This window comes from Halogeometricum rufum (assembly GCF_900112175.1).
Lineage (GTDB): Archaea > Halobacteriota > Halobacteria > Halobacteriales > Haloferacaceae > Halogeometricum > Halogeometricum rufum.
The window spans coordinates 183,728-201,150 of record NZ_FOYT01000003.1; the positions used below are offsets into that span (position 1 = coordinate 183,728).

Annotated in this window: 14 protein-coding genes; 7 read left to right on the top strand and 7 right to left on the bottom strand. The window is 68.0% G+C overall.

All coding sequences use genetic code 11. The features are described 5' to 3' along the window. Window positions 1-20: 20 nt before the first annotated feature. Entirely contained in the window at window positions 21-2,069 is a 2,049-nt protein-coding gene (locus tag BM310_RS16015) for a glycoside hydrolase family 15 protein (protein WP_089809595.1), read from the bottom strand. Between the two features lie 77 nt (window positions 2,070-2,146). Continuing rightward, on the bottom strand, window positions 2,147-3,358 hold the full coding sequence (locus BM310_RS16020) for an NAD(P)/FAD-dependent oxidoreductase (RefSeq protein WP_218156458.1): 1,212 nt from the start codon (window positions 3,356-3,358) through the stop codon (window positions 2,147-2,149). Between the two features lie 123 nt (window positions 3,359-3,481). Here BM310_RS16020 and BM310_RS16025 point away from each other — a divergent pair, with 123 nt between their 5' ends. Both BM310_RS16025 and BM310_RS16030 read left to right on the top strand, forming a co-directional pair. Beyond that, on the top strand, window positions 3,482-4,651 hold the full coding sequence (locus tag BM310_RS16025; protein WP_089809599.1) for an enolase C-terminal domain-like protein: 1,170 nt from the start codon (window positions 3,482-3,484) through the stop codon (window positions 4,649-4,651). A gap of 70 nt (window positions 4,652-4,721) precedes the next feature. Then, window positions 4,722-5,591, top strand: a complete 870-nt coding sequence (locus BM310_RS16030; RefSeq protein ID WP_089809601.1) for an MBL fold metallo-hydrolase — start codon at window positions 4,722-4,724, stop codon at window positions 5,589-5,591. A 36-nt stretch (window positions 5,592-5,627) separates the two neighbouring features. On the opposite strand, the gene BM310_RS16035 is transcribed toward BM310_RS16030, so the two are convergent. Continuing rightward, window positions 5,628-5,966, bottom strand: a complete 339-nt coding sequence (locus BM310_RS16035) for a hypothetical protein (RefSeq protein ID WP_089809603.1) — start codon at window positions 5,964-5,966, stop codon at window positions 5,628-5,630. A 170-nt stretch (window positions 5,967-6,136) separates the two neighbouring features. On the opposite strand from BM310_RS16035, the gene BM310_RS16040 reads away from it, so the two are divergent. After that, on the top strand, window positions 6,137-6,931 hold the full coding sequence (locus tag BM310_RS16040; protein ID WP_089809605.1) for an SDR family NAD(P)-dependent oxidoreductase: 795 nt from the start codon (window positions 6,137-6,139) through the stop codon (window positions 6,929-6,931). A 58-nt stretch (window positions 6,932-6,989) separates the two neighbouring features. Here BM310_RS16040 and BM310_RS16045 read toward each other — a convergent pair whose 3' ends face one another. Then, window positions 6,990-7,832 (bottom strand): CPBP family intramembrane glutamic endopeptidase, encoded by an 843-nt coding sequence (locus tag BM310_RS16045; RefSeq protein ID WP_089809607.1) that lies wholly within the window; start codon window positions 7,830-7,832, stop codon window positions 6,990-6,992. Window positions 7,833-7,938: 106 nt separating this feature from the next. Here BM310_RS16045 and BM310_RS16050 point away from each other — a divergent pair, with 106 nt between their 5' ends. Beyond that, window positions 7,939-8,979, top strand: a complete 1,041-nt coding sequence (locus BM310_RS16050; RefSeq protein WP_089809609.1) for an Acg family FMN-binding oxidoreductase — start codon at window positions 7,939-7,941, stop codon at window positions 8,977-8,979. Between the two features lie 109 nt (window positions 8,980-9,088). Here BM310_RS16050 and xacF read toward each other — a convergent pair whose 3' ends face one another. Next, complete coding sequence (gene xacF / locus BM310_RS16055) at window positions 9,089-10,552, bottom strand: 2,5-dioxovalerate dehydrogenase (RefSeq protein ID WP_089809611.1); 1,464 nt, start codon at window positions 10,550-10,552, stop codon at window positions 9,089-9,091. A 115-nt stretch (window positions 10,553-10,667) separates the two neighbouring features. Here xacF and BM310_RS16060 point away from each other — a divergent pair, with 115 nt between their 5' ends. Both BM310_RS16060 and BM310_RS16065 read left to right on the top strand, forming a co-directional pair. Further along, on the top strand, window positions 10,668-11,540 hold the full coding sequence (locus BM310_RS16060) for a fumarylacetoacetate hydrolase family protein (protein WP_089809927.1): 873 nt from the start codon (window positions 10,668-10,670) through the stop codon (window positions 11,538-11,540). Window positions 11,541-11,577: 37 nt separating this feature from the next. Continuing rightward, window positions 11,578-13,128 (top strand): alpha,alpha-trehalose-phosphate synthase (UDP-forming), encoded by a 1,551-nt coding sequence (locus BM310_RS16065; RefSeq protein WP_089809613.1) that lies wholly within the window; start codon window positions 11,578-11,580, stop codon window positions 13,126-13,128. Window positions 13,129-13,208: 80 nt separating this feature from the next. Here BM310_RS16065 and rpiA read toward each other — a convergent pair whose 3' ends face one another. Both rpiA and BM310_RS16075 read right to left on the bottom strand, forming a co-directional pair. Continuing rightward, entirely contained in the window at window positions 13,209-14,081 is an 873-nt protein-coding gene (gene rpiA / locus BM310_RS16070) for a ribose 5-phosphate isomerase A (RefSeq protein ID WP_089809615.1), read from the bottom strand. A 5-nt stretch (window positions 14,082-14,086) separates the two neighbouring features. Continuing rightward, on the bottom strand, window positions 14,087-15,157 hold the full coding sequence (locus BM310_RS16075; RefSeq protein WP_089809617.1) for an NADP-dependent phosphogluconate dehydrogenase: 1,071 nt from the start codon (window positions 15,155-15,157) through the stop codon (window positions 14,087-14,089). 368 nt (window positions 15,158-15,525) lie between these two features. Here BM310_RS16075 and BM310_RS16080 point away from each other — a divergent pair, with 368 nt between their 5' ends. Further along, window positions 15,526-17,421 (top strand): glycoside hydrolase family 15 protein, encoded by a 1,896-nt coding sequence (locus BM310_RS16080; protein ID WP_089809619.1) that lies wholly within the window; start codon window positions 15,526-15,528, stop codon window positions 17,419-17,421. Window positions 17,422-17,423 lie beyond the last annotated feature (2 nt).

Genomic DNA, 17,423 nt, shown 5'->3' on the forward strand with positions numbered 1-17,423 from the left:
TTCGCTCGAAGGTCCAAGCCTCACTCGGGCGCCATCGCCACCGCCTCCTCGCGGACGTGCGTCTCGGTCAGGAGGACGTACATCGCCTGACTCCACTGGAGGTTCGCGTTCCAGTAGACCCCCCCGTCGCCGGTTATCTGTTCGGAGAGCAGCCCGGCCGCCGTCGTCCACGACGGGGCGTCCTCGAAGACGTACTCCCGGAGAGCGTCCTCGTCGCCGTCGAGCCAGCGGACCACGTCCGCGGCCGCCTCGCAGAGGGGCCACCCGCCGTCCTCGGGTTCGCCCGTGGGCGTGAAGTCGTCTTCCGGGTAGCGGCCGACGCACGCCGTCTCCGAGGCGCACCACGCACCGTCGGTCGCGAGTTCGACGGTCGAACGCATCTCGTCGCTGTCGGCGGCGACGACGTTCCACGGCCACGTCGCCATGAACGCGGCCGCGTCGGGCCGGTGGTCGGGCGCCACCTCGTCGTCCCGGTCCGGGCTGTCGGCCGTGACGTAGTGGTCGCCGAGGTAGGCGTCCTCGCGGAAGCAGTAGTCGTCGAAACAGTCGGCCCAGACGGCGGCCCGTTCGCGACAGTCTTCGGCGAACGCGTCGTCGCCGCGCGCCTCGGCCATCTCGGCCATCGCCCGCAGGCCGGCGATGGCGGCGGCGCTCCCCTCCGTGGAGTGGCCCCACACCTCCTCCCACGGGTCCTGCGACTTGCCGGGGAACCCGTTCCCGTTGTCGTACTCCAGGAGGAACTCCGCGGCGGCGCGACTCATCTCGTAGTGGGCGTCGAGCACGTCGTCGCCCGTGTGCTGCCAGAGCAACCAGTGGGCGTAGACGGGGCCGCCCACCTGGTCGAGTTGGAGCGCCGTCCAGTGGGGTTTCCCGTCTGTCCGGTAGTTCTGCCACCACGTCCCCTCGCGGGGGATGTCCCGGTCGTCCGACACGTCGTCGGTTATCTGCTTGTCGTCCAGCCATTCGAGCGCCGTTCGGGCCTCGTCGACGGCGTCGCCGGCGAGCAACGCCGAGACGAGGAATACCTGGTCGCGCGGCCACACGAACCGGTAGCCCTGGTCGTTCGGTTCGAAGGCGCCCGCAATCATCGCGCCGCAGGGGTCCTGCGCGCACTTCATGCTCGTCAGCGACCGCTCGTACATCGCGTTCACCGTCTCGTCGTCCGTCGGTCCGTCGGCGACGCCCTCGTGCCACGCCTCCCACGCGTCGGCGAACGCGTCGCGTTCGGCCTCGTACCCGCTGTCGAGGGCGGTGGCGACGGCGTCGAGGGCGTCGTCCTCGGTGCGACCGAAGCCGACGGCGGTGAGCCAGGTCGCCTCGTCGGCGTCGCCGACGTGGAGGCCGAACCCGAGGTCGACGTGGCCCGACAGTTCCTCGTTCGAGTCGATGTAGCCGTCGTTCTCGCCGTAGATGTCGTGCCACGCGCTCTTGTCGTCGCCCTCGGTCTCACCGAGGCGACCGATTCGGCGGCCGTCGAAGACGCGCTGACCGGTCTCGGGCCGGTAGAGCCCGACGGCGAAGTAGCGCTCCCCGTCGTGCGAGACGAGGCACTCGTACTCGCCGTCGTCTCCCGCGACGGTGGCGACGTGCGCCTCGTCGCCGTCGTCGGCTTCCTCCGCCGCGGTGATGGAGGAGTTGAGGACGGAGAACAGCGTTCGCTCGCCCGCCGCGCCGAACTCGGCGCGGTTCCGCAGCAGGAGTGCGGGTTCGTCGGCGCTGACGAGGAGGTCCTGCCGGAGTGTCGCCGCCGTGCCGTCGGCGAACTCGAACTCGTTCTCGACGTGCACCTCCGGGACGCGCGGCGACTCGTACGTCACGTCGCTCTCGACGGCGTCGTTGCGCACGTCCAGCGTCTGCTCTCTGTCCGCGTCCCACAGGAGGGTGTGGAAGTCGCCGAACTGTTCGACGTCCGCGCGGAACGCGGAGGTGTCCTCGACGACGGCGCCGTGCCAGTCCTCGCCGGCGGCGTGCGAGGGGTACTGGTTCACCGTGGATAGCACGTAGCCGCCGTTCTCGTCCGGCGCGCTACAGATAGCGTCTTTGTCACTCGGCGGGTGTCGCCCGTCCATAGGTTTCGTATCCGAAACGGTCGGCCGCCTTGGTTAGGTGCCTTACGGCCGAGTCGGGGGTGGAGTTTACACCGCGGTCACATCGAGTCCCAGGCCGCCGCCGCGCGTTCGACGCCCGCGACTTTCACCAGCCACCGGGCGGAGATAGCCTTCTTCAGCACCTCCGCGGGCCGACCGCTGAACGTGTTCACGGGCGACCCGACGACGCCGTGAGCGACGGCGTCGTCGCCGACGGAGACGAGCGTTCCCTTGTTGATGTACGACCAGTGGACCGGTTCCTCGCCGGCGATGGTCCGCGCGACGTTCTGCCCGACGTGCTTTCCTTCCTCCATGGCCGCCTCCGCCGTCGGCGGCGGCGAGGAGTCCGCGTCCGGGTGGACCACCTGCTCCCACAGGTCGTGTTCGGAGGGTGGGCCGCCGTCGGCGTCCTGGTCGACGAGTGCCGCGTCACCGATGGCGAACACCCGGTCGTCGCTCGTCTTGAACGTCGAGTCCGCGTACGCGCGGTTGTGGTCCGTCTCGACGTCCACCTCGGACATCGAGTCCTGACCGGTGACGCCGCCCGCCCAGACGAGGACGTCGTAGTCGAGGCTGTCGCCGCCGTCGAACTGGATGGCGTCCTCGTCGACTTCGGAGATGGCCCTCCCGGTGTCTATCTCCACGTCGTGACGCTCCAGTTCGTTCTGGATGGCGCCCTGGAACTCGTGGTCGTGCCCGGGGAAAATCTCGTCGCTCTGTTCGACGAGGTGCACCTCCACGTGCGAGTCCGTCCAGTCGCGGAGGGCGGCGACTTCGCCCGCCGTCTGGATACCCGTCAGGCCCGCGCCGCCGACGACGACCCGAGCGGAGTCGGTTCGCGAGGCGTCGGTGGCGGCGGCTTTTATCGACTCGTGGATGCTCAGAGCGTCGCCGAGGCTCTCGACGGTGTGAGCGTGGTCCTCCAGTCCGTCGATGCCGTAGAAGACGGTCTGACTCCCGAGGCAGACGACGCAGTAGTCGTAGTCGAGGTCCGACTCGTCTTCGAGTCGGACGGTCCGGTCGTCCACGTCGACGTCGGTGACGCGTCCCTGCACGAACTCCGTCTCCTCGTCGGCTATCTCGTCGACGTCGACGGTCACGTGGTCGCGGACCGAGGGGTCGCGGATGCAGCGGTGGACCTCGTGGAGGACCAGGTGGTAGGGGTCCTCGGAGACCCACGTGAGGTCCGCGTCCTCGTCCAGTTCGTCTTCGAGACTCCGAACGGCCGCACACCCGGCGTATCCCGAGCCGAGGACGACGACTCGCGTCATTGTTACAGTCATCGGGTGAACGAATGGAAGTGGCTTAAGCGCGGTGGCGACGGGGAGAGGACGCCGCCGTATCGTGCGACGCCGGCCGACCGAACTTTCCGGGGAGACGGCGAACGACGACGCATGGCACCGGAGATTACGCGCATCGAGACGACGGAGTTCAGCTATCCGCTCACGGACGTCGGCACGGACGGCGGGTACAACCTCGCCTACGACCCGGGAGCGACGACCGAACGGCGGTTGTTCGCCATCGAGGTGCTCACCGACGAGGGCGTGACGGGCGAGTTCGTCGGGGGCAACTCCCCCGCGTTCGCGCAGATACACGAGGTGGCCGACCACCTCGTCGGGGCGAACCCGCTTCGCCGCGAACGGCACTGGAGCGAGATCAAGCGCGCCCTCCGGAAGTACGACCGGATGGGCATCGGCCCCCTCGACATCGCCCTGTGGGACCTCGCGGGCGAGTACTACGACGCGCCCATCCACGAACTCCTCGGGACGTACCGGGAGCGTCTGCCCGCGTACGCCTCCACCTACCACGCCGACGACGAGGGGGGCCTCGACTCCCCCGAGGCGTACGCCGACTTCGCCGAGGAGTGTCTGGAGATGGGCTACGGCGGCTTCAAGATTCACGGCTGGGGCGGCAGCGACGACAGGCGGAACGTCGGACGGGAGGTCGAGACGGTCCACGCCGTCGGCGAACGCGTCGGCGACGAGATGGACCTCATGATAGACCCGGCCTGCGAGTACGAGACGTTCGCCGACGCCCTCCGCGTGGGGCGCGCCTGCGACGAACAGAACTACTTCTGGTACGAGGACCCCTACCGCGACGGGGGCATCTCCCAGCACGCCCACCGAAAGCTCTGCGAGAAGATACGGACCCCCCTCCTGCAGACCGAACACGTCCGCGGACTCGAATCGCACACGGACTTCATCGACAACGACGCGACGGACTTCGTCCGCGCGGACCCCGAGTACGACGCGGGCATCACGGGCGCGATGAAGATAGCCCACGTCGCCGAGGGGCACGGACTCGACGTGGAGGTTCACTCGCCCGGTCCCGCCCAGCGACACTGCATCGCGGCCATGCGGAACGCCAACTACTACGAGATGGCCCTCGTCCACCCCGACTGCGGCAACACCGAACCACCGGTCTACGAGGGCGACTACGCCGACGAACTGGACTCCATCGACGACGACGGAACCGTCCCCGTCCCCGACGGCCCGGGACTGGGCGTCGACTACGACTGGGAGTTCATCGAAGACCACGCCGAGGGCGGCCGGACGTACGAGTAGCGACGGCCGACCCGGACCCGCGTGAACGGCGAGTTCTTTTTTCACGGATGCTATCGAAGGAAGCAACGACATGGTTCACTCGACGTGGAGCGACTGGTTCGTCACCGAGGAGATAGAGGCGTCCGAACCCGACGGCCTGTCCGTCTGGTACCTCGGCGGCAACGGGTTCGTCTTCCGCACCGCGGAGACGACGCTGTACCTCGACCCGTACTTCGGCGACGGGTCGCCGCCGCGGACGATTCGGATGGTCCCGGTGCCGATGGACCCGAGTGCGGCGGCGTTGTGCGACGCCGTCCTCGTCACCCACGAGCACATCGACCACGTGCACCCGCCGTCGTACGGCCCACTCGTCGAGGAACTCGACGCCGACGTGTACGCGCCGGAGGCGTCGTACGAGAACCCCGCGTACGACGGTGACTTGCGCGTCCCCGAGGGACAGAAGAACGTCGTCGCGGCCGGCGACGAACTCTCGTTCGGCGACGTGGACGTCCACGTCCGCGGCGCGAACGACCCCGACGCGGAGGAACCCGTGACGTTCGTCGTCGAACACGGCGACGAGACGTTCTTCGCGGCCGGCGACTCCAGACCGGCCGAGACGTTCGAGGCAATCGGCAACGAGTTCGACCTGGACGTGGGCGTGTTCGCCTACGGGACGGTCGGCAACATCGTCCACACCGAGGACGGCGGCGAGACGTATCCGACGGAGTGGTACAACGACGGCGAGCAGATAGCCGAGGCGGCGAACGCCCTCGAACTGGACCGCCTGCTCCCCACTCACTGGGACCTCTGGCGCGGCGTCGGCCACGACCCGAAGTCCCTGCACGAACATCTCGCGTCCTACGAGTACCCCCGAACGCTGGAAGTCGTCCGCGTCGGCGACCGTATCGACGTGGGGAAACCGGGCGTCGTCCGGCCGAAGGACCTCCGCGAGGGCGAGTGAACGCGTCTCGGTTCTGACGCAGTCCGAGCGGGGGTCTCACCGCTCTTCGACGCGGAGGTCGAGCGTCTCGCAGAGCGACTCTATCTCACGCCGTATCTTCCGGGCTTCGTCCGCTTCGGCCCCCACGTCACTGCGCGCGAGTCCGCCCTTCCCACCGCCGACGACGACGGTTACCTCGCACGTCGTCTCCTCGACCAGGTCGAAGATCGTCGTCGCCTGCACCGAGTCGAGCGTCCGATAGTAGAGGCGTTCGGTGACGATGACGGCGAAGTCCTCGCCCGCGTAGTCCTCGCGGTGGTCCCGTGCCACGTCGGCCAGTGCGCTCGGCGTCTCGCTGGCGCGTTCGCCGCGGACCGTGAGTTCGACTCGCTCCATCGTCGGAACCACGAGACGCACGTCCGTTATCGCTATCGGTTCGGTGAACCGCCTCCGTCGTCGGTATTCGGACCCCCGGCCGGTTCGCTCCGACGGAGGAACTCGAAACCGCGTCCTCGACGAGGGTGACGGCGAGTAGACTTAACAGCCAGACGGTCGCAGGGCCGACCATGGGAACCGCGAGTTTCGACTTCGGCGACGAGACGGTCATCGTCACCGGCGGGAGCGCCGGTATCGGTCGCGCCATCGCGCTCCGATTCGGCGAGGCGGGCGCGACGGTGGTGAACGCCGACATCCAAGAGAACCCGAAGATGGAGGGCGAGGACACGCCGACCCACGAGGTGATTCGCGAGGACGGCGGCACCGCCGAGTACGTCGAGACGGACGTGTCTGACCCGGCCCAACTGGAGTCCGTCGTGGAGGCCGCCCGCGAGTTCGGCGGCGTCGACGTGATGGTGAACAACGCCGCCCAGCAGCACAGCGAGGCGTTCCTCGACGTCGAACAGGCGGACTTCGACGAACTGATGGCGACGAACGTCCGCGGCTACTACTTCGGCACGCAGGCGGCCGCGCGGGACATGGTCGACCGAGACGACCCCGGTTGTATCGTCAACACGGCGTCGATCAGTTCGGAGGTGGCCCAGTACGACCAGGTGCAGTACGACGCGACGAAGGGCGCGATAAAGATGGTGACGCGCGGGACGGCGCTGGAACTCTCCGACCACGACATCCGGGTCAACGCCATCGCCCCCGGTCAGATAGCCACGGAGTTCACCGAGGGCTGGAGTAAACAGGCGCAGGACGCCGCGGGCGACGAGGAGGGCGGGTTCATCAAGCCCATTCCGCTGGGACGCGCGGGTCACCCCGAAGACTGTGCGGGAGCGACGCTCTTTCTCGCCAGCGAGGACGCCGCCTACGTCACGGGCGAACTCGTGTACGTGGACGGCGGGTGGACCGCCATCTGAGGCGACCGGCGAGACGAGCGACCCGCCCGCCGGACGGCCGCGCGGAACGACTCGCGTGTCAGCCGCCCGTCTCCGCGACCGGCGGGTCGCGCGGCGTCTCGCGGGTGGTCGCCCCCAGACTCGGTCCCTTCCAGACCGTCACCGCGATAGCGGCGACTGCGACGACGGCCGCGAGCAACGCGTACCCGGTCGTCGCGACGGCGCCCGCCGCCCCGCCGACGGGGTAGAAGTTGACGACTGCGTTGCCGCCGGCGTGGAGCAGCATCGCCGGCAGGACGCTCCCCCGACTCACGTTCGTCAGCCACGTCAGGACGACGGACATCGCCACCACCTGCGGGAGATACAGCCACGGGGCGATGTCGTTCTGAATCGCGCCGGGGAGGACGAACAGCGGTGCGTGCCACGCGGCCCAGACGACGCCGACGACGAGTGCCGCGCGGAGCGAACTGTGCTCCTCCTGCAACCGAGGGAGCAGGTAGCCACGCCAGCCCGGTTCCTCCTGTCCACCGCCGAACAGGAGTACGAGTGCGAGGATGATGGGGTACTCCAGCGGAGACGGGAGCGACTCGGGCGTCAGCGTCCCACCGAGGACGCCCCAGTGCGTCAGTCCCGCCAGTCCGAGGGCGACTACCGGCAGTCCGAGCGCAACGGCGTAGTAGCGGGGCGCGACGCGGAACCGGAAGACCCGTCCGAGCCACGCCCGGACGCTCTCGCCGGAGAGTGCGGTCAGGAGCGTCGCGGCGAAGAACGGGCCGAACCCACCGAGGACGAACGCGACGGTCCGGAGCGTCGGGCGACCGGGGAGGGCCGACCACACGAGCCAGCAGGTCCACGAGAGCGCGTACGTGACCGCCGAGAAGACGGCGAGCGGGTGACGGTCGAGGAGCGAACGGCGGGCCATAGCGGAGTGATGCGGGCGCTCCGCAAAGAACTACCCACCGTTCGCAACGGATAGGAGCGCGAGCGACAGTTATGCCGCCATCGAGCGTACTGCCGAGAGAGAGGCTATGGACGACGCATCACGACCGGAACCGGACGCGGCGGCGTTCCCGGCAGACGCCGACGCCGAGACGCGAGCGGAGTTCCTCCTCCGATACGCGGTTCTCGCCCCGTCGAGTCACAACTCCCAGCCGTGGCTGTTCGGCGTCGAAGACGACGAGATACGGGTGTACGCGGACGAGTCGAGACAGCTCACCGTCGCCGACCCGGACGGCAGGGAACTGTACGTCAGCGTCGGCTGTGCGCTCGAAAATCTCCTGGTCGCCGCCGAGCGGTTCGGCGTCGGTTGCACCGTCGAGTACGTGGCGGACGACGACAGGCCGGAGAGCGGACCCGATGCCGCACGACACGTCGCGACGGTTCGACTCGACCGGGAGTCGGCCGTTGCGACCGACCGGGAGTCGACCCCGGCGACCGGTCGGGCAGCCGCGCTGTTCGACGCCATCGCCGACCGTCGGACGAACCACCGACCGTTCCGGTCGGAGTCCGTCCCTGAATCGCTTCTGGAACGGGTCGAGGCGGACGCGGCGTCGGTGGGCGTCGGACTCGAACTCGTCACCGACCCGGCACGGAGAGAGCGAATAGCGGCGCTCCAGACCCGAGCGGACGAGCGACAGTTCGACGACCCGAGCTACCGCGCGGAGTTGGGGCGCTGGATCGGAGACGGGTCGCTCGGGGCGGGGTGGCTCGCGGCGCGCGTCGGCCAACTCGCGGTCAGGCACCTCGATATGGGGGCGCGGGAGGGAAAGAAGAACTCGAAACTCGTGACCAGCGCACCCGTCGTCGCCGTCCTCACTGCCGACAAAGACACCGTCGAGTCGCGTCTCAGAGTCGGGCGGGCGTTCGAGCGCGCGGCGCTGACCGCGACGAGCGAGGGACTCGCGGTGCATCCGATGAGTCAGATTCTGGAGGTCGAGGAGCTGCGCGCGGAGCTTTCGGAACTGCTCGGCCTCGGCGAGTCCGAACCCGTCCACCTGTTCCGCCTCGGCTACGCCGACCCAGACGCGACCCGGACGCCCCGGCGGCCCGTCGAAGACGTCCTCGTCTGAGCGTCTGCGACCGCCTCGGAAAGCGAACGCGGCGAGTCGGTCGAAACCGACCCGGGGCGTCCGTGTTATCGAGCGGGTGCAGCGGCGTCCGAAGACGCCGCGAGCGGGTTCAGTAGTTGTCGTAGACGGTCTTCGTGATGGTGAAGAAGTCCATCCCCTCCTCGCCCTGCTCTCGGTACGTCTCCGAGGAGGAGGCGTTCATCCCGCCGAACGGGACGTGCAGTTCCAGCCCCGTCGTCGCCTCGTTCACCTTGACGACGCCGAAGTCCGCCTCGTCGACGAAGCGGTTGGCCTCCGAGTGGTCCTGCGTGACGATACCCGCCGCGAGGCCGAACTCCACGTCGTTGACGATTTCGACGGCCTCGTCGAAGTCGCTGTAGGAGGTGACGCCGACGAAGGGGCCGAACACCTCCTCCTGCATGATTCGCATGTCCGACTCGACGTCGGTGAAGATGGTCGGCGAGACGAAGAAGCCGTCGTCGTAGTCGTCGCCCTCGAGTCGTTCGCCGCCGTACTCGAGCGTCGCGCCCTCGTCCTGCCCGATTTCGACGTACTCCAGCGTGCTCTCCAGTTCGCTCTCGCTGACGTGCGGACCCATGTCGGGGTCGTCCAGTCCCGGTCCGACGTCGAGGCTCTCGGCCCGTTCGACGAGTGCCTCCACGAAGTCGTCGTACAGCGAGTCGTGGACGACGACGCGTTCGGTCGCGGTGCAGGCCTGCCCGGTGACGCCGAACGCGCCCGCGGCGACGACGTCGGCCGCCTCCTCCACGTCTGCGCTCGCCGAGACGACGGTGGGGTTCTTGCTCCCCAGTTCGGTCTGTACGCGCTTGTGCGAGTCCGTCGCCTGCTCGTATATCATCTCGCCGACCTGACGGCTGCCGGTGAACGACACGGTGTCGACCGCATCGTGGTCGAGTATCTCCCCGCCGACTTCCTCGCCGCCGCCGGCGACGAAGTTGACGACGCCGTCCGGGACGCCCGTCTCCTCGGCCGCGGCGTCGAGACACTCGAACACCTTTCGGAGGACGTTCGGCGCGTCCTGCGAGGGTTTGACGACGAGCGTGTTCCCCGTCGCCAGCGCGGGGGCCATCTTCCACGACGGGATGGCGATGGGGTAGTTCCACGGGACGATGAGGCCGGCCACGCCCATCGGTTCGCGCACGTAGTAGAGGTTCTGGTCGGTCGTCGAGGGCTCCTGCCGTTCGCCCGCGTAGTCCTTCGCGCGTTCGGCGTAGTAGTAGAAGATGTCGACCGCTCGCTGGACTTCGCCTGCGGCCTCGGTCCTCGTCTTCCCCTCCTCGCGGACCAGCGTCTCGGTCAGTTCCTCGGCGCGGTCGTCCATCCGTTTGGCCGTCTCGCGGAGGAACGTTCCGCGCGCCGTGGCGGGCGTCTCCGCCCACTCGTCTTCGACGGCCGCGGCGGCCTCTATCGCCCCGGCGGCGTCGGCCGAACTCGACCGCTGGAAGGCGCCGACGACGTCGGACTGGTCCGCCGGATTCGTCACCTCGAACGTCTCGCCGGTCTCGGAGTCTCGCCACTCGCCGTCAACGTAGTTCTGGTACGTATCCACCATCGCGTCTGGCTTCGAAGCCTCGACTTACCCCTCTTGTGGCCGTCGTTCGGGACCGTCCTCGAACGTGATTCGAACCGCCGTGAGACATATGCGGCGACGCCGAGAACTGAGAGGCGTGCGATACTTTCACGTTCGGACCGGCTCGAACGACCTGCGTCTCGTCGCCCGCGACGGGGAGTCGGGGTACGACCTCACGGCGGCGCGTCCCGCGGTGTCGTCGTTCCGCGACCTCGCGATGGTCGCGTCGGCGACGAACCGCGGCGTGGACGACGTCGCCGAGGGCATCGTCTCCGACGCGCCGGTCGTCGGGACTGAGTCCGTCGAGACGGCGACCGCGCGTCCCCTGGTCCCCGACGAAGTGTGGGCCGCGGGCGTCACCTACGAGGCGAGCGACGACGCCAGACAGACCGAGAGCGACCGACCGGACCTCTATCAGGACGTGTTCGAGAACGAGCGCCCCGAACTGTTCTTCAAGGCGACGCCGTCGCGAACGGTCGGCCCGGACGACCGAGTCGGCATCCGCGCGGACTCCGACTGGGACGTCCCCGAACCCGAACTCGGCGTCGTCCTCTACGAGGGCGACATCGTCGGCTACACCGTCGGCAACGACATGAGCAGCCGCGACATCGAGGGGCAGAACCCGCTGTACCTCCCGCAGGCGAAGGTGTACGACCGGTGCTGCGCCGTCGGTCCGTGCGTCGCCTCGCCGGAGACGGTCGGTGACCCGCACGAACTCGACGTGCGGATGACCATCCGCCGGGACGGCGAGACGGCGTTCGAGGGCGAGACGAACACCTCGCTGATGGCACGCACCTGCGAGGAACTGGTGTCGTCGCTGACGCGGCACGACGCGGTTCCCGAACTGGCCGTCCTGCTGACCGGCACGTCCATCGTCCCGCCGACGGAGTTCACGCTCCGCGAGGACGACCACGTCGAAATCGACATCGAATCCATCGGAACGCTGGCGAACGCGGTGACGGTCGTATGAGGCCGCACGGCGTCCCACCCTCCCGCACTCACCCACGATGACCACGACGAGCGACGAACACGAAGACGACGACGAAGAGAGTACCACCGACGACGGAGTGCCCCCCGTCGACGACGAATCGACGACGGCGGCCGACCCCGCGGTCGAGAACGACCTCGTGTTGGTCTCGAACCGACAGCCGTACTCCCACGAGTACGACGACGACGGCGACGTGGTCGTCGACCGCCCCGCGGGCGGCCTCACGGCCGGACTCGACCCGGTGATGCAACGCGCCCACGGGACGTGGATCGCGTGGGGCGACGGCGAGGCCGACCGGGAGGTGACCGGCGACGACGGCACCGTTCGGATGCCGCCCGAAGAAGAGTCGTACGCGCTCAAGCGCATCTGGCTCTCTGACGACGAGGTACAGGCGTACTACTACGGGTACAGCAACCGGGTGCTGTGGCCCCTCTGCCACGGCGGCGTCTGGCAGACCGAGTACGCGAACCGCCACTGGCGGCGGTACCAGCAAGTGAACGGGAAGTTCGCCGACGCCGTCGTGGACGCCATCGGCGACGACTCCATCGTCTGGTTTCAGGACTACCACTTCGCCCTCGCGCCGCGGCAGGTGCGCGAGCAGGTTCCGGACGCGCTCCTCGCCCACTTCTGGCACATCACGTGGCCCGGGTGGGACACGTTCCGCGCCTGCCCGCAGGCGGCCGACATCCTCGAGGGGTTGCTGGCGAACGACCTGCTCGGGTTCCACGTCGAGCGGTACTGCTACAACTTCCTCGACTGCGTCGACGAGGCGTTCGACGACGCGTTCGTCGACTACGACGACAACCGCGTCCAGTACGAGGGCCACACGACGCACGTCGCGGCGTTCCCCCTCGGCATCGACGCGAACTCGGTGGCCCAGTCCGCCGCGGACACCGACGAGGAGTCGTGGCGGTCGTTCAAGCGCGACCGAGGCATCCCCGAGGAGTCGATGGTCGCACTCGGCGTCGACAGACTCGACTACACGAAGGGCATCGTCGAGCGACTGAAGGCGTTAGAGGAGTTCTGGCGGACCCGCCCCGAGTGGCAGGGGGAACTGACGTACGTCCAGAAGGCCGACGAGTCGCGGTCGCTCATCCCCGAGTACCAGAACCTCCAGTCCAACGTCGAGGAGGCCGTCGAGCGCATCAACGAACGCTTCGGCACCGACGAGTGGACGCCCGTCGTCTACATCGACGACTGGTTGGAGAGCGACGCGCTCAACGCCCTGTACCGCTACAGCGACGTGATGCTCGTCAGCGCCCTCCGCGACGGGATGAACCTCGTCGCCAAGGAGTTCGTCGCCTCGCAAATCGACGACGACGGCGTCCTCGTCCTCTCGAACCAGACCGGCGCGCACGAGCAACTCGGCGACCAGTCGGTCAGCATCAACCCCTACGACACGCAGGAGTTCGCCAACGCCATCGAGGAGGCGGTGACGATGGAGGAGACGGAGCGACACCGTCGGATGCGGACGCTCCGCGAACGCGTCGCCGACGCCGACCTCGACGCGTGGATGGCCGACGTGTTCGCCGAAATCGAGGAGATACGCGAGAACAGAACGGTGCGCTGAGAAGCCGACGACGGGACGGAACGCCGCCGGTGCGCTGAGAAGCCGACGACGGGACGGAACGCCGCGAGAAGTCGTCGGCCTCAGAACTCGACGCGTTCGACGCTCTCGTCGGTTCCGTAGACGACTTCGTCCACCATCTCCACGAACAGGCCGTGTTCCTGCGCGCCGGGAATCCGCGCGAGGTCGGCGGCCCGCGCGTCGACATCGTCTATCTCGCCGAAGTCGCAGTCGACGACGAGGTTCCCGTTCGCCGTGAACAGCGGTCCGTCCTTCGCCTCCGCGTAGCGGAGCGACGGGTCGCCGCCAGCGTCGCGGACCCACTCCTGCGCGACGTTCCGCGACTCCGGCAGTACCGACAGCGGAACGTCGTGCGAGAGCGGGGTCGAACGCTTCTCGTCGTCGGTGGCGACGACGAGGCGGTCGGCCATCGAGTCGATGAGTTTCTCGCGGGCGTGAGAGGCACCCCCGCCCTTCACGACGTGCGGGTGTTCCGGGTCCCACTGGTCGGCGCCGTCGATGGCGACGTCCAGCGAGTCGAACTCGTCCACGTCGGTCAGAGGGATGCCGAGTTCGCGCGCCAAATCGTGGCTCTGCAGCGACGTGGCGACGCCGCGGACGTCTTCGAGTTCGCCCTCGCGCAGTTTCCACCCGATGGCCGCGATGGCCCACGCCGTCGTGCTCCCGGTGCCGAGGCCGACGTCCATGCCGGACTCGACGGCTTCGGCGGCCTCGATGCCGCCGCGACGCCGCTTGTCCATCAGCACGTCCTCGGCGTCGCTCTTGATACGCTTCGGCGAGGGGACGACGCGGATGCGCTCGCGTATCTCGCTCTCGTCGAGCGACAGGTCCGCCCCGTCCAGTTCCTCGCGCGCCTTTTCTACGGTCTCGTCCTCGGTCTCGGCCCAGACGCTGACGTCGTGGCCGTTCTCGTCGTAGACGAACTGTTTTGCCATGGCTGTTAGTCGTCGGAGTCGGCCTCGAACTCCTCGCGTCGCTCCGGTCGCACGGAGTCGAGGCCCTCCTCGTCTTGCCGCAGGTGGTCGCGGGCGACGTTGTCCACGCGCCCGGTGATGCGCTCTTCCAGCATTCGCTCGCTCTCACCGAAGGGGTGCTGCCCGAAGCCGTGACGCATGAGGGCGATGGCGCGGTAGGCGTGCCGCTGGTTCCCCCGCGACTTGAACAGTTCCGTCACGGCCGTGCTGATGACGGGAATCGGCGTCTCGCCCTTGAACGCCTCCTGCACCAGCCAGTTCACCTCGCCGGTGTCTTCGACGTAGTTCGGAATCTCCTCGAAGTCCTCGGGCGCGTCGGACTGTTGCTCCTCGTTGCGGAGCCCCATGCTCATCAGTTCGACCAGCCAACTCTCGATGACCGCGCCGTTGTTCCACGTCTCGAACAGGTCCGCCATCTCGCCGTCGAGGTCGAACTGGCCGGCCTGCAGGAGTTCGACGCCCTCCGCGATGGACTGGAGCATCCCGAACTCGATGCCGTTGTGCACAAGTTTGACGAAGTGACCGCTCCCCGGCGGGCCGACGTGCATGAGGCCGCCGTCGACGGACAGTTCGTCGAGGAACGGTTCGGCTATCTCGAACCCCTCCTCTTTGCCGCCGACCATGAAGCAGGCGCCCTCGCTGGCGCGGGGCGGGCCGCCACTCGTGCCCGCGTCGAGGAAGTAGACGCCGTCCTCCCAACATCGTTCCTCACGGCGAATCGAGTCGCGCCAGAACGAGTTGCCGCCGTCCATGACGACGTCGCCCTCGTCGAGTACGTCCACCAAGCCGTCCAGTTGGTCGTCTATCAGGTCGCCGGCGGGAAGCGAGAGGTAGACCACTCGCGGCGGGTCGAGTTCCTCGGCGAGCGTCTCGTACTCGCCCGCGTCGTGCACCTCGACGCCCATCTGCTGTAGTTCCGCTCTGTCGGCCGTGTCGAGTCCGACCACGCGGATGTCCTTCTCGACGGCCTGTTTCGCGAGGTTGCCGCCGATCTGTCCCAGTCCGACGATTCCGAGTTCGAGTTCCTGTGTGCTCATGTGTGTCCGTCTCAATCGGTGACAGTCGTCGCACGATTCCGTTCGTGTCCACTCGACGATGCCCCGTCGGTGCGAATTCTGGCTATTCGTGGGTTCTATCCCCAGATTGCACGAACTGCTCGTCGTTCGTTCAAGCGTCGCCCCGCGACGGACTAAACCGTGATGGCCGCCGGCAGTCGTCCGACCGGAGGCCACCGCGTTTAATTCGCCCGAGTCGGAATCCGAAGTCCGAACGACGGGTCTCAGTTCATGCTCGGTACCGCAGGGACGCTCACGTCGACGCTCGCATCGACAGACGGACGACGGGCCGTTGCTCGAACCCGAGTGCAGGGAGCGAACGGACGGCTGAGGTGGCCAACACCGCACAGATGACTCGATACGAGCCGATTTCTGACTACGGCATCGTCGGCAACCTGAAGACGTGCGCCCTCGTGAGCGACGGCGGTGCCATCGACTGGTGTTGCTTCCCGTACCTCGATTCGCCGAGCGTCTTCGGCGGCCTGCTGGACGTCGAACGGGGCGGGACGTTCGCCGTCGCTCCCGTGAAACCGTTCGACTCCCGCCAGCGGTATCTCGGGGAGACGAACGTCCTCCAGACCACGTTCAGCACTGCGGGGGGCGAACTGACCGTGACGGACTTCATGCCCGTCTGCGGCGAGGAGTACGCCGACGACTACCCGGTCGACGCCGTCTACCGCAAAGTCACCTGCACGGACGGGAGCGTGGACGTCCACGTCGAGTTCGAACCGCGGTTCGACTACGCGCGGGCCGAGACGGGAGTCGAGACGACGAGTGGCGGCGTCGTCGCCACCCGGGGCGATAGTGGCGACGGAGACGACGGAGAGAGCGCCGACGGTCACCGCGGCGAGTCGTTGTTCCTGTCGACTCCCGTGAGGATGACCGTCGAGGAGGCGCGGGCGACGGCCACCTACCCCCTCTCGGAGGGCGAGTCCCACTGGTACGTCGCCCAGTACGGCGACCACGACCCCTTGGCCGGTGCCACTTGCGACGACCTGCTGTCGGAGACGGTCGAGTACTGGCGAGAGTGGGCGCACACCTGCGACGACGGCGACGAGAACGACGGCTGTTACCTCACCGGCGAGGCGCACGACTTGGCGGTTCGGTCGGGACTCGTCCTGAAACTCCTGATGCGGCGCGACACGAACGGTATCTGCGCGGCGCCGACCACGTCGCTCCCGGAGGACGTCGGCGGCGTGCGGAACTGGGACTACCGGTTCAGTTGGATTCGCGACGGAGCGTTCACCGTTCGCGCCCTGTCGCACCTCGGCCACACCGAGGAGGCGAAGGCGTATCTCGAACGGTTCGTCGACCTCAGCAAGTCGTTGGACCCCGAGGAGATTCGACCGCTGTACGCGATGAACCACGACGAGGGCCTCTCCGAGACCGAACTGTCGCACCTGACCGGCTACCGGAACTCCTCGCCCGTCCGCGTCGGCAACGACGCGGCCGACCAGCAGCAACTCGACGTCTACGGCGAACTCGTCCTCGCCGTCTCGCAGTTGATGAAGTCGGGCGCGACCGTCGACCCGGACGACTGGGCGGCGATTGCGAACGTCGCGGACCACATCTGCGAGACGTGGGACGAACCGGGGTCGGGCATCTGGGAGGTCCGCGGCGACGACCACCAGTTCGTCCACTCGAAGGTGATGTGCTGGGTCGGCCTCGACCGAGCCATCGAGATGGCGGAGACGCTGGACTTCGCCGAGGCCGACGACCGGTGGTCGACGGTCCGCGAGGAGATTCACGAGACGGTGCTCGAACGCGGCTACGACGACGAAATCGGGGCGTTCACACAGCGGTACGAAGGCGATGCGCTGGACGCGACGGCGTTGCTCGTCCCACTGACGGGCTTTCTCCCGCCGGACGACGACCGGGTCGTCTCGACCGTCGACACGATTCGGGAGGAACTGGCGACCGAGGATGGACTCGTGTTCAGGTACAGAGACGGCGCGGACCCGTTGCCCGGCGAGGAGGGGGCGTTCGTCCTCTGCTCGTTCTGGCTCGTGGACGCCCTCGCCGTCTGCGGCCGCGTGGAGGAAGCCGAAACCGTGTTCGAGAACGTCGTCGAGTACGCCGGGTCGCTCGGGTTGCTGTCGGAGGAAGTCGACGCCGAACGAGGCGAACTGCTCGGCAACTACCCGCAGGCGTTCAGCCACATCGGACTGGTGAACGCTGCGCTCTATCTCGCCGAGGCGCGACAGGACGTCGAAATTCAGCCGTTCGGCGCACACTCGCTGGACTGAGT

What these genes read in the sequence shown, in the direction of transcription:
- BM310_RS16015 (WP_089809595.1), bottom strand. Translation starts at nt 2,069, where the DNA reads ATGGACGGGCGACACCCGCCGAGTGACAAAGACGCTATCTGTAGCGCG.
- BM310_RS16020 (WP_218156458.1), bottom strand. Translation starts at nt 3,358, where the DNA reads ATGACGCGAGTCGTCGTCCTCGGCTCGGGATACGCCGGGTGTGCGGCC.
- BM310_RS16025 (WP_089809599.1), top strand. Translation starts at nt 3,482, where the DNA reads ATGGCACCGGAGATTACGCGCATCGAGACGACGGAGTTCAGCTATCCG.
- BM310_RS16030 (WP_089809601.1), top strand. Translation starts at nt 4,722, where the DNA reads ATGGTTCACTCGACGTGGAGCGACTGGTTCGTCACCGAGGAGATAGAG.
- BM310_RS16035 (WP_089809603.1), bottom strand. Translation starts at nt 5,966, where the DNA reads ATGGAGCGAGTCGAACTCACGGTCCGCGGCGAACGCGCCAGCGAGACG.
- BM310_RS16040 (WP_089809605.1), top strand. Translation starts at nt 6,137, where the DNA reads ATGGGAACCGCGAGTTTCGACTTCGGCGACGAGACGGTCATCGTCACC.
- BM310_RS16045 (WP_089809607.1), bottom strand. Translation starts at nt 7,832, where the DNA reads ATGGCCCGCCGTTCGCTCCTCGACCGTCACCCGCTCGCCGTCTTCTCG.
- BM310_RS16050 (WP_089809609.1), top strand. Translation starts at nt 7,939, where the DNA reads ATGGACGACGCATCACGACCGGAACCGGACGCGGCGGCGTTCCCGGCA.
- xacF (WP_089809611.1), bottom strand. Translation starts at nt 10,552, where the DNA reads ATGGTGGATACGTACCAGAACTACGTTGACGGCGAGTGGCGAGACTCC.
- BM310_RS16065 (WP_089809613.1), top strand. Translation starts at nt 11,578, where the DNA reads ATGACCACGACGAGCGACGAACACGAAGACGACGACGAAGAGAGTACC.
- rpiA (WP_089809615.1), bottom strand. Translation starts at nt 14,081, where the DNA reads ATGGCAAAACAGTTCGTCTACGACGAGAACGGCCACGACGTCAGCGTC.
- BM310_RS16075 (WP_089809617.1), bottom strand. Translation starts at nt 15,157, where the DNA reads ATGAGCACACAGGAACTCGAACTCGGAATCGTCGGACTGGGACAGATC.
- BM310_RS16080 (WP_089809619.1), top strand. Translation starts at nt 15,526, where the DNA reads ATGACTCGATACGAGCCGATTTCTGACTACGGCATCGTCGGCAACCTG.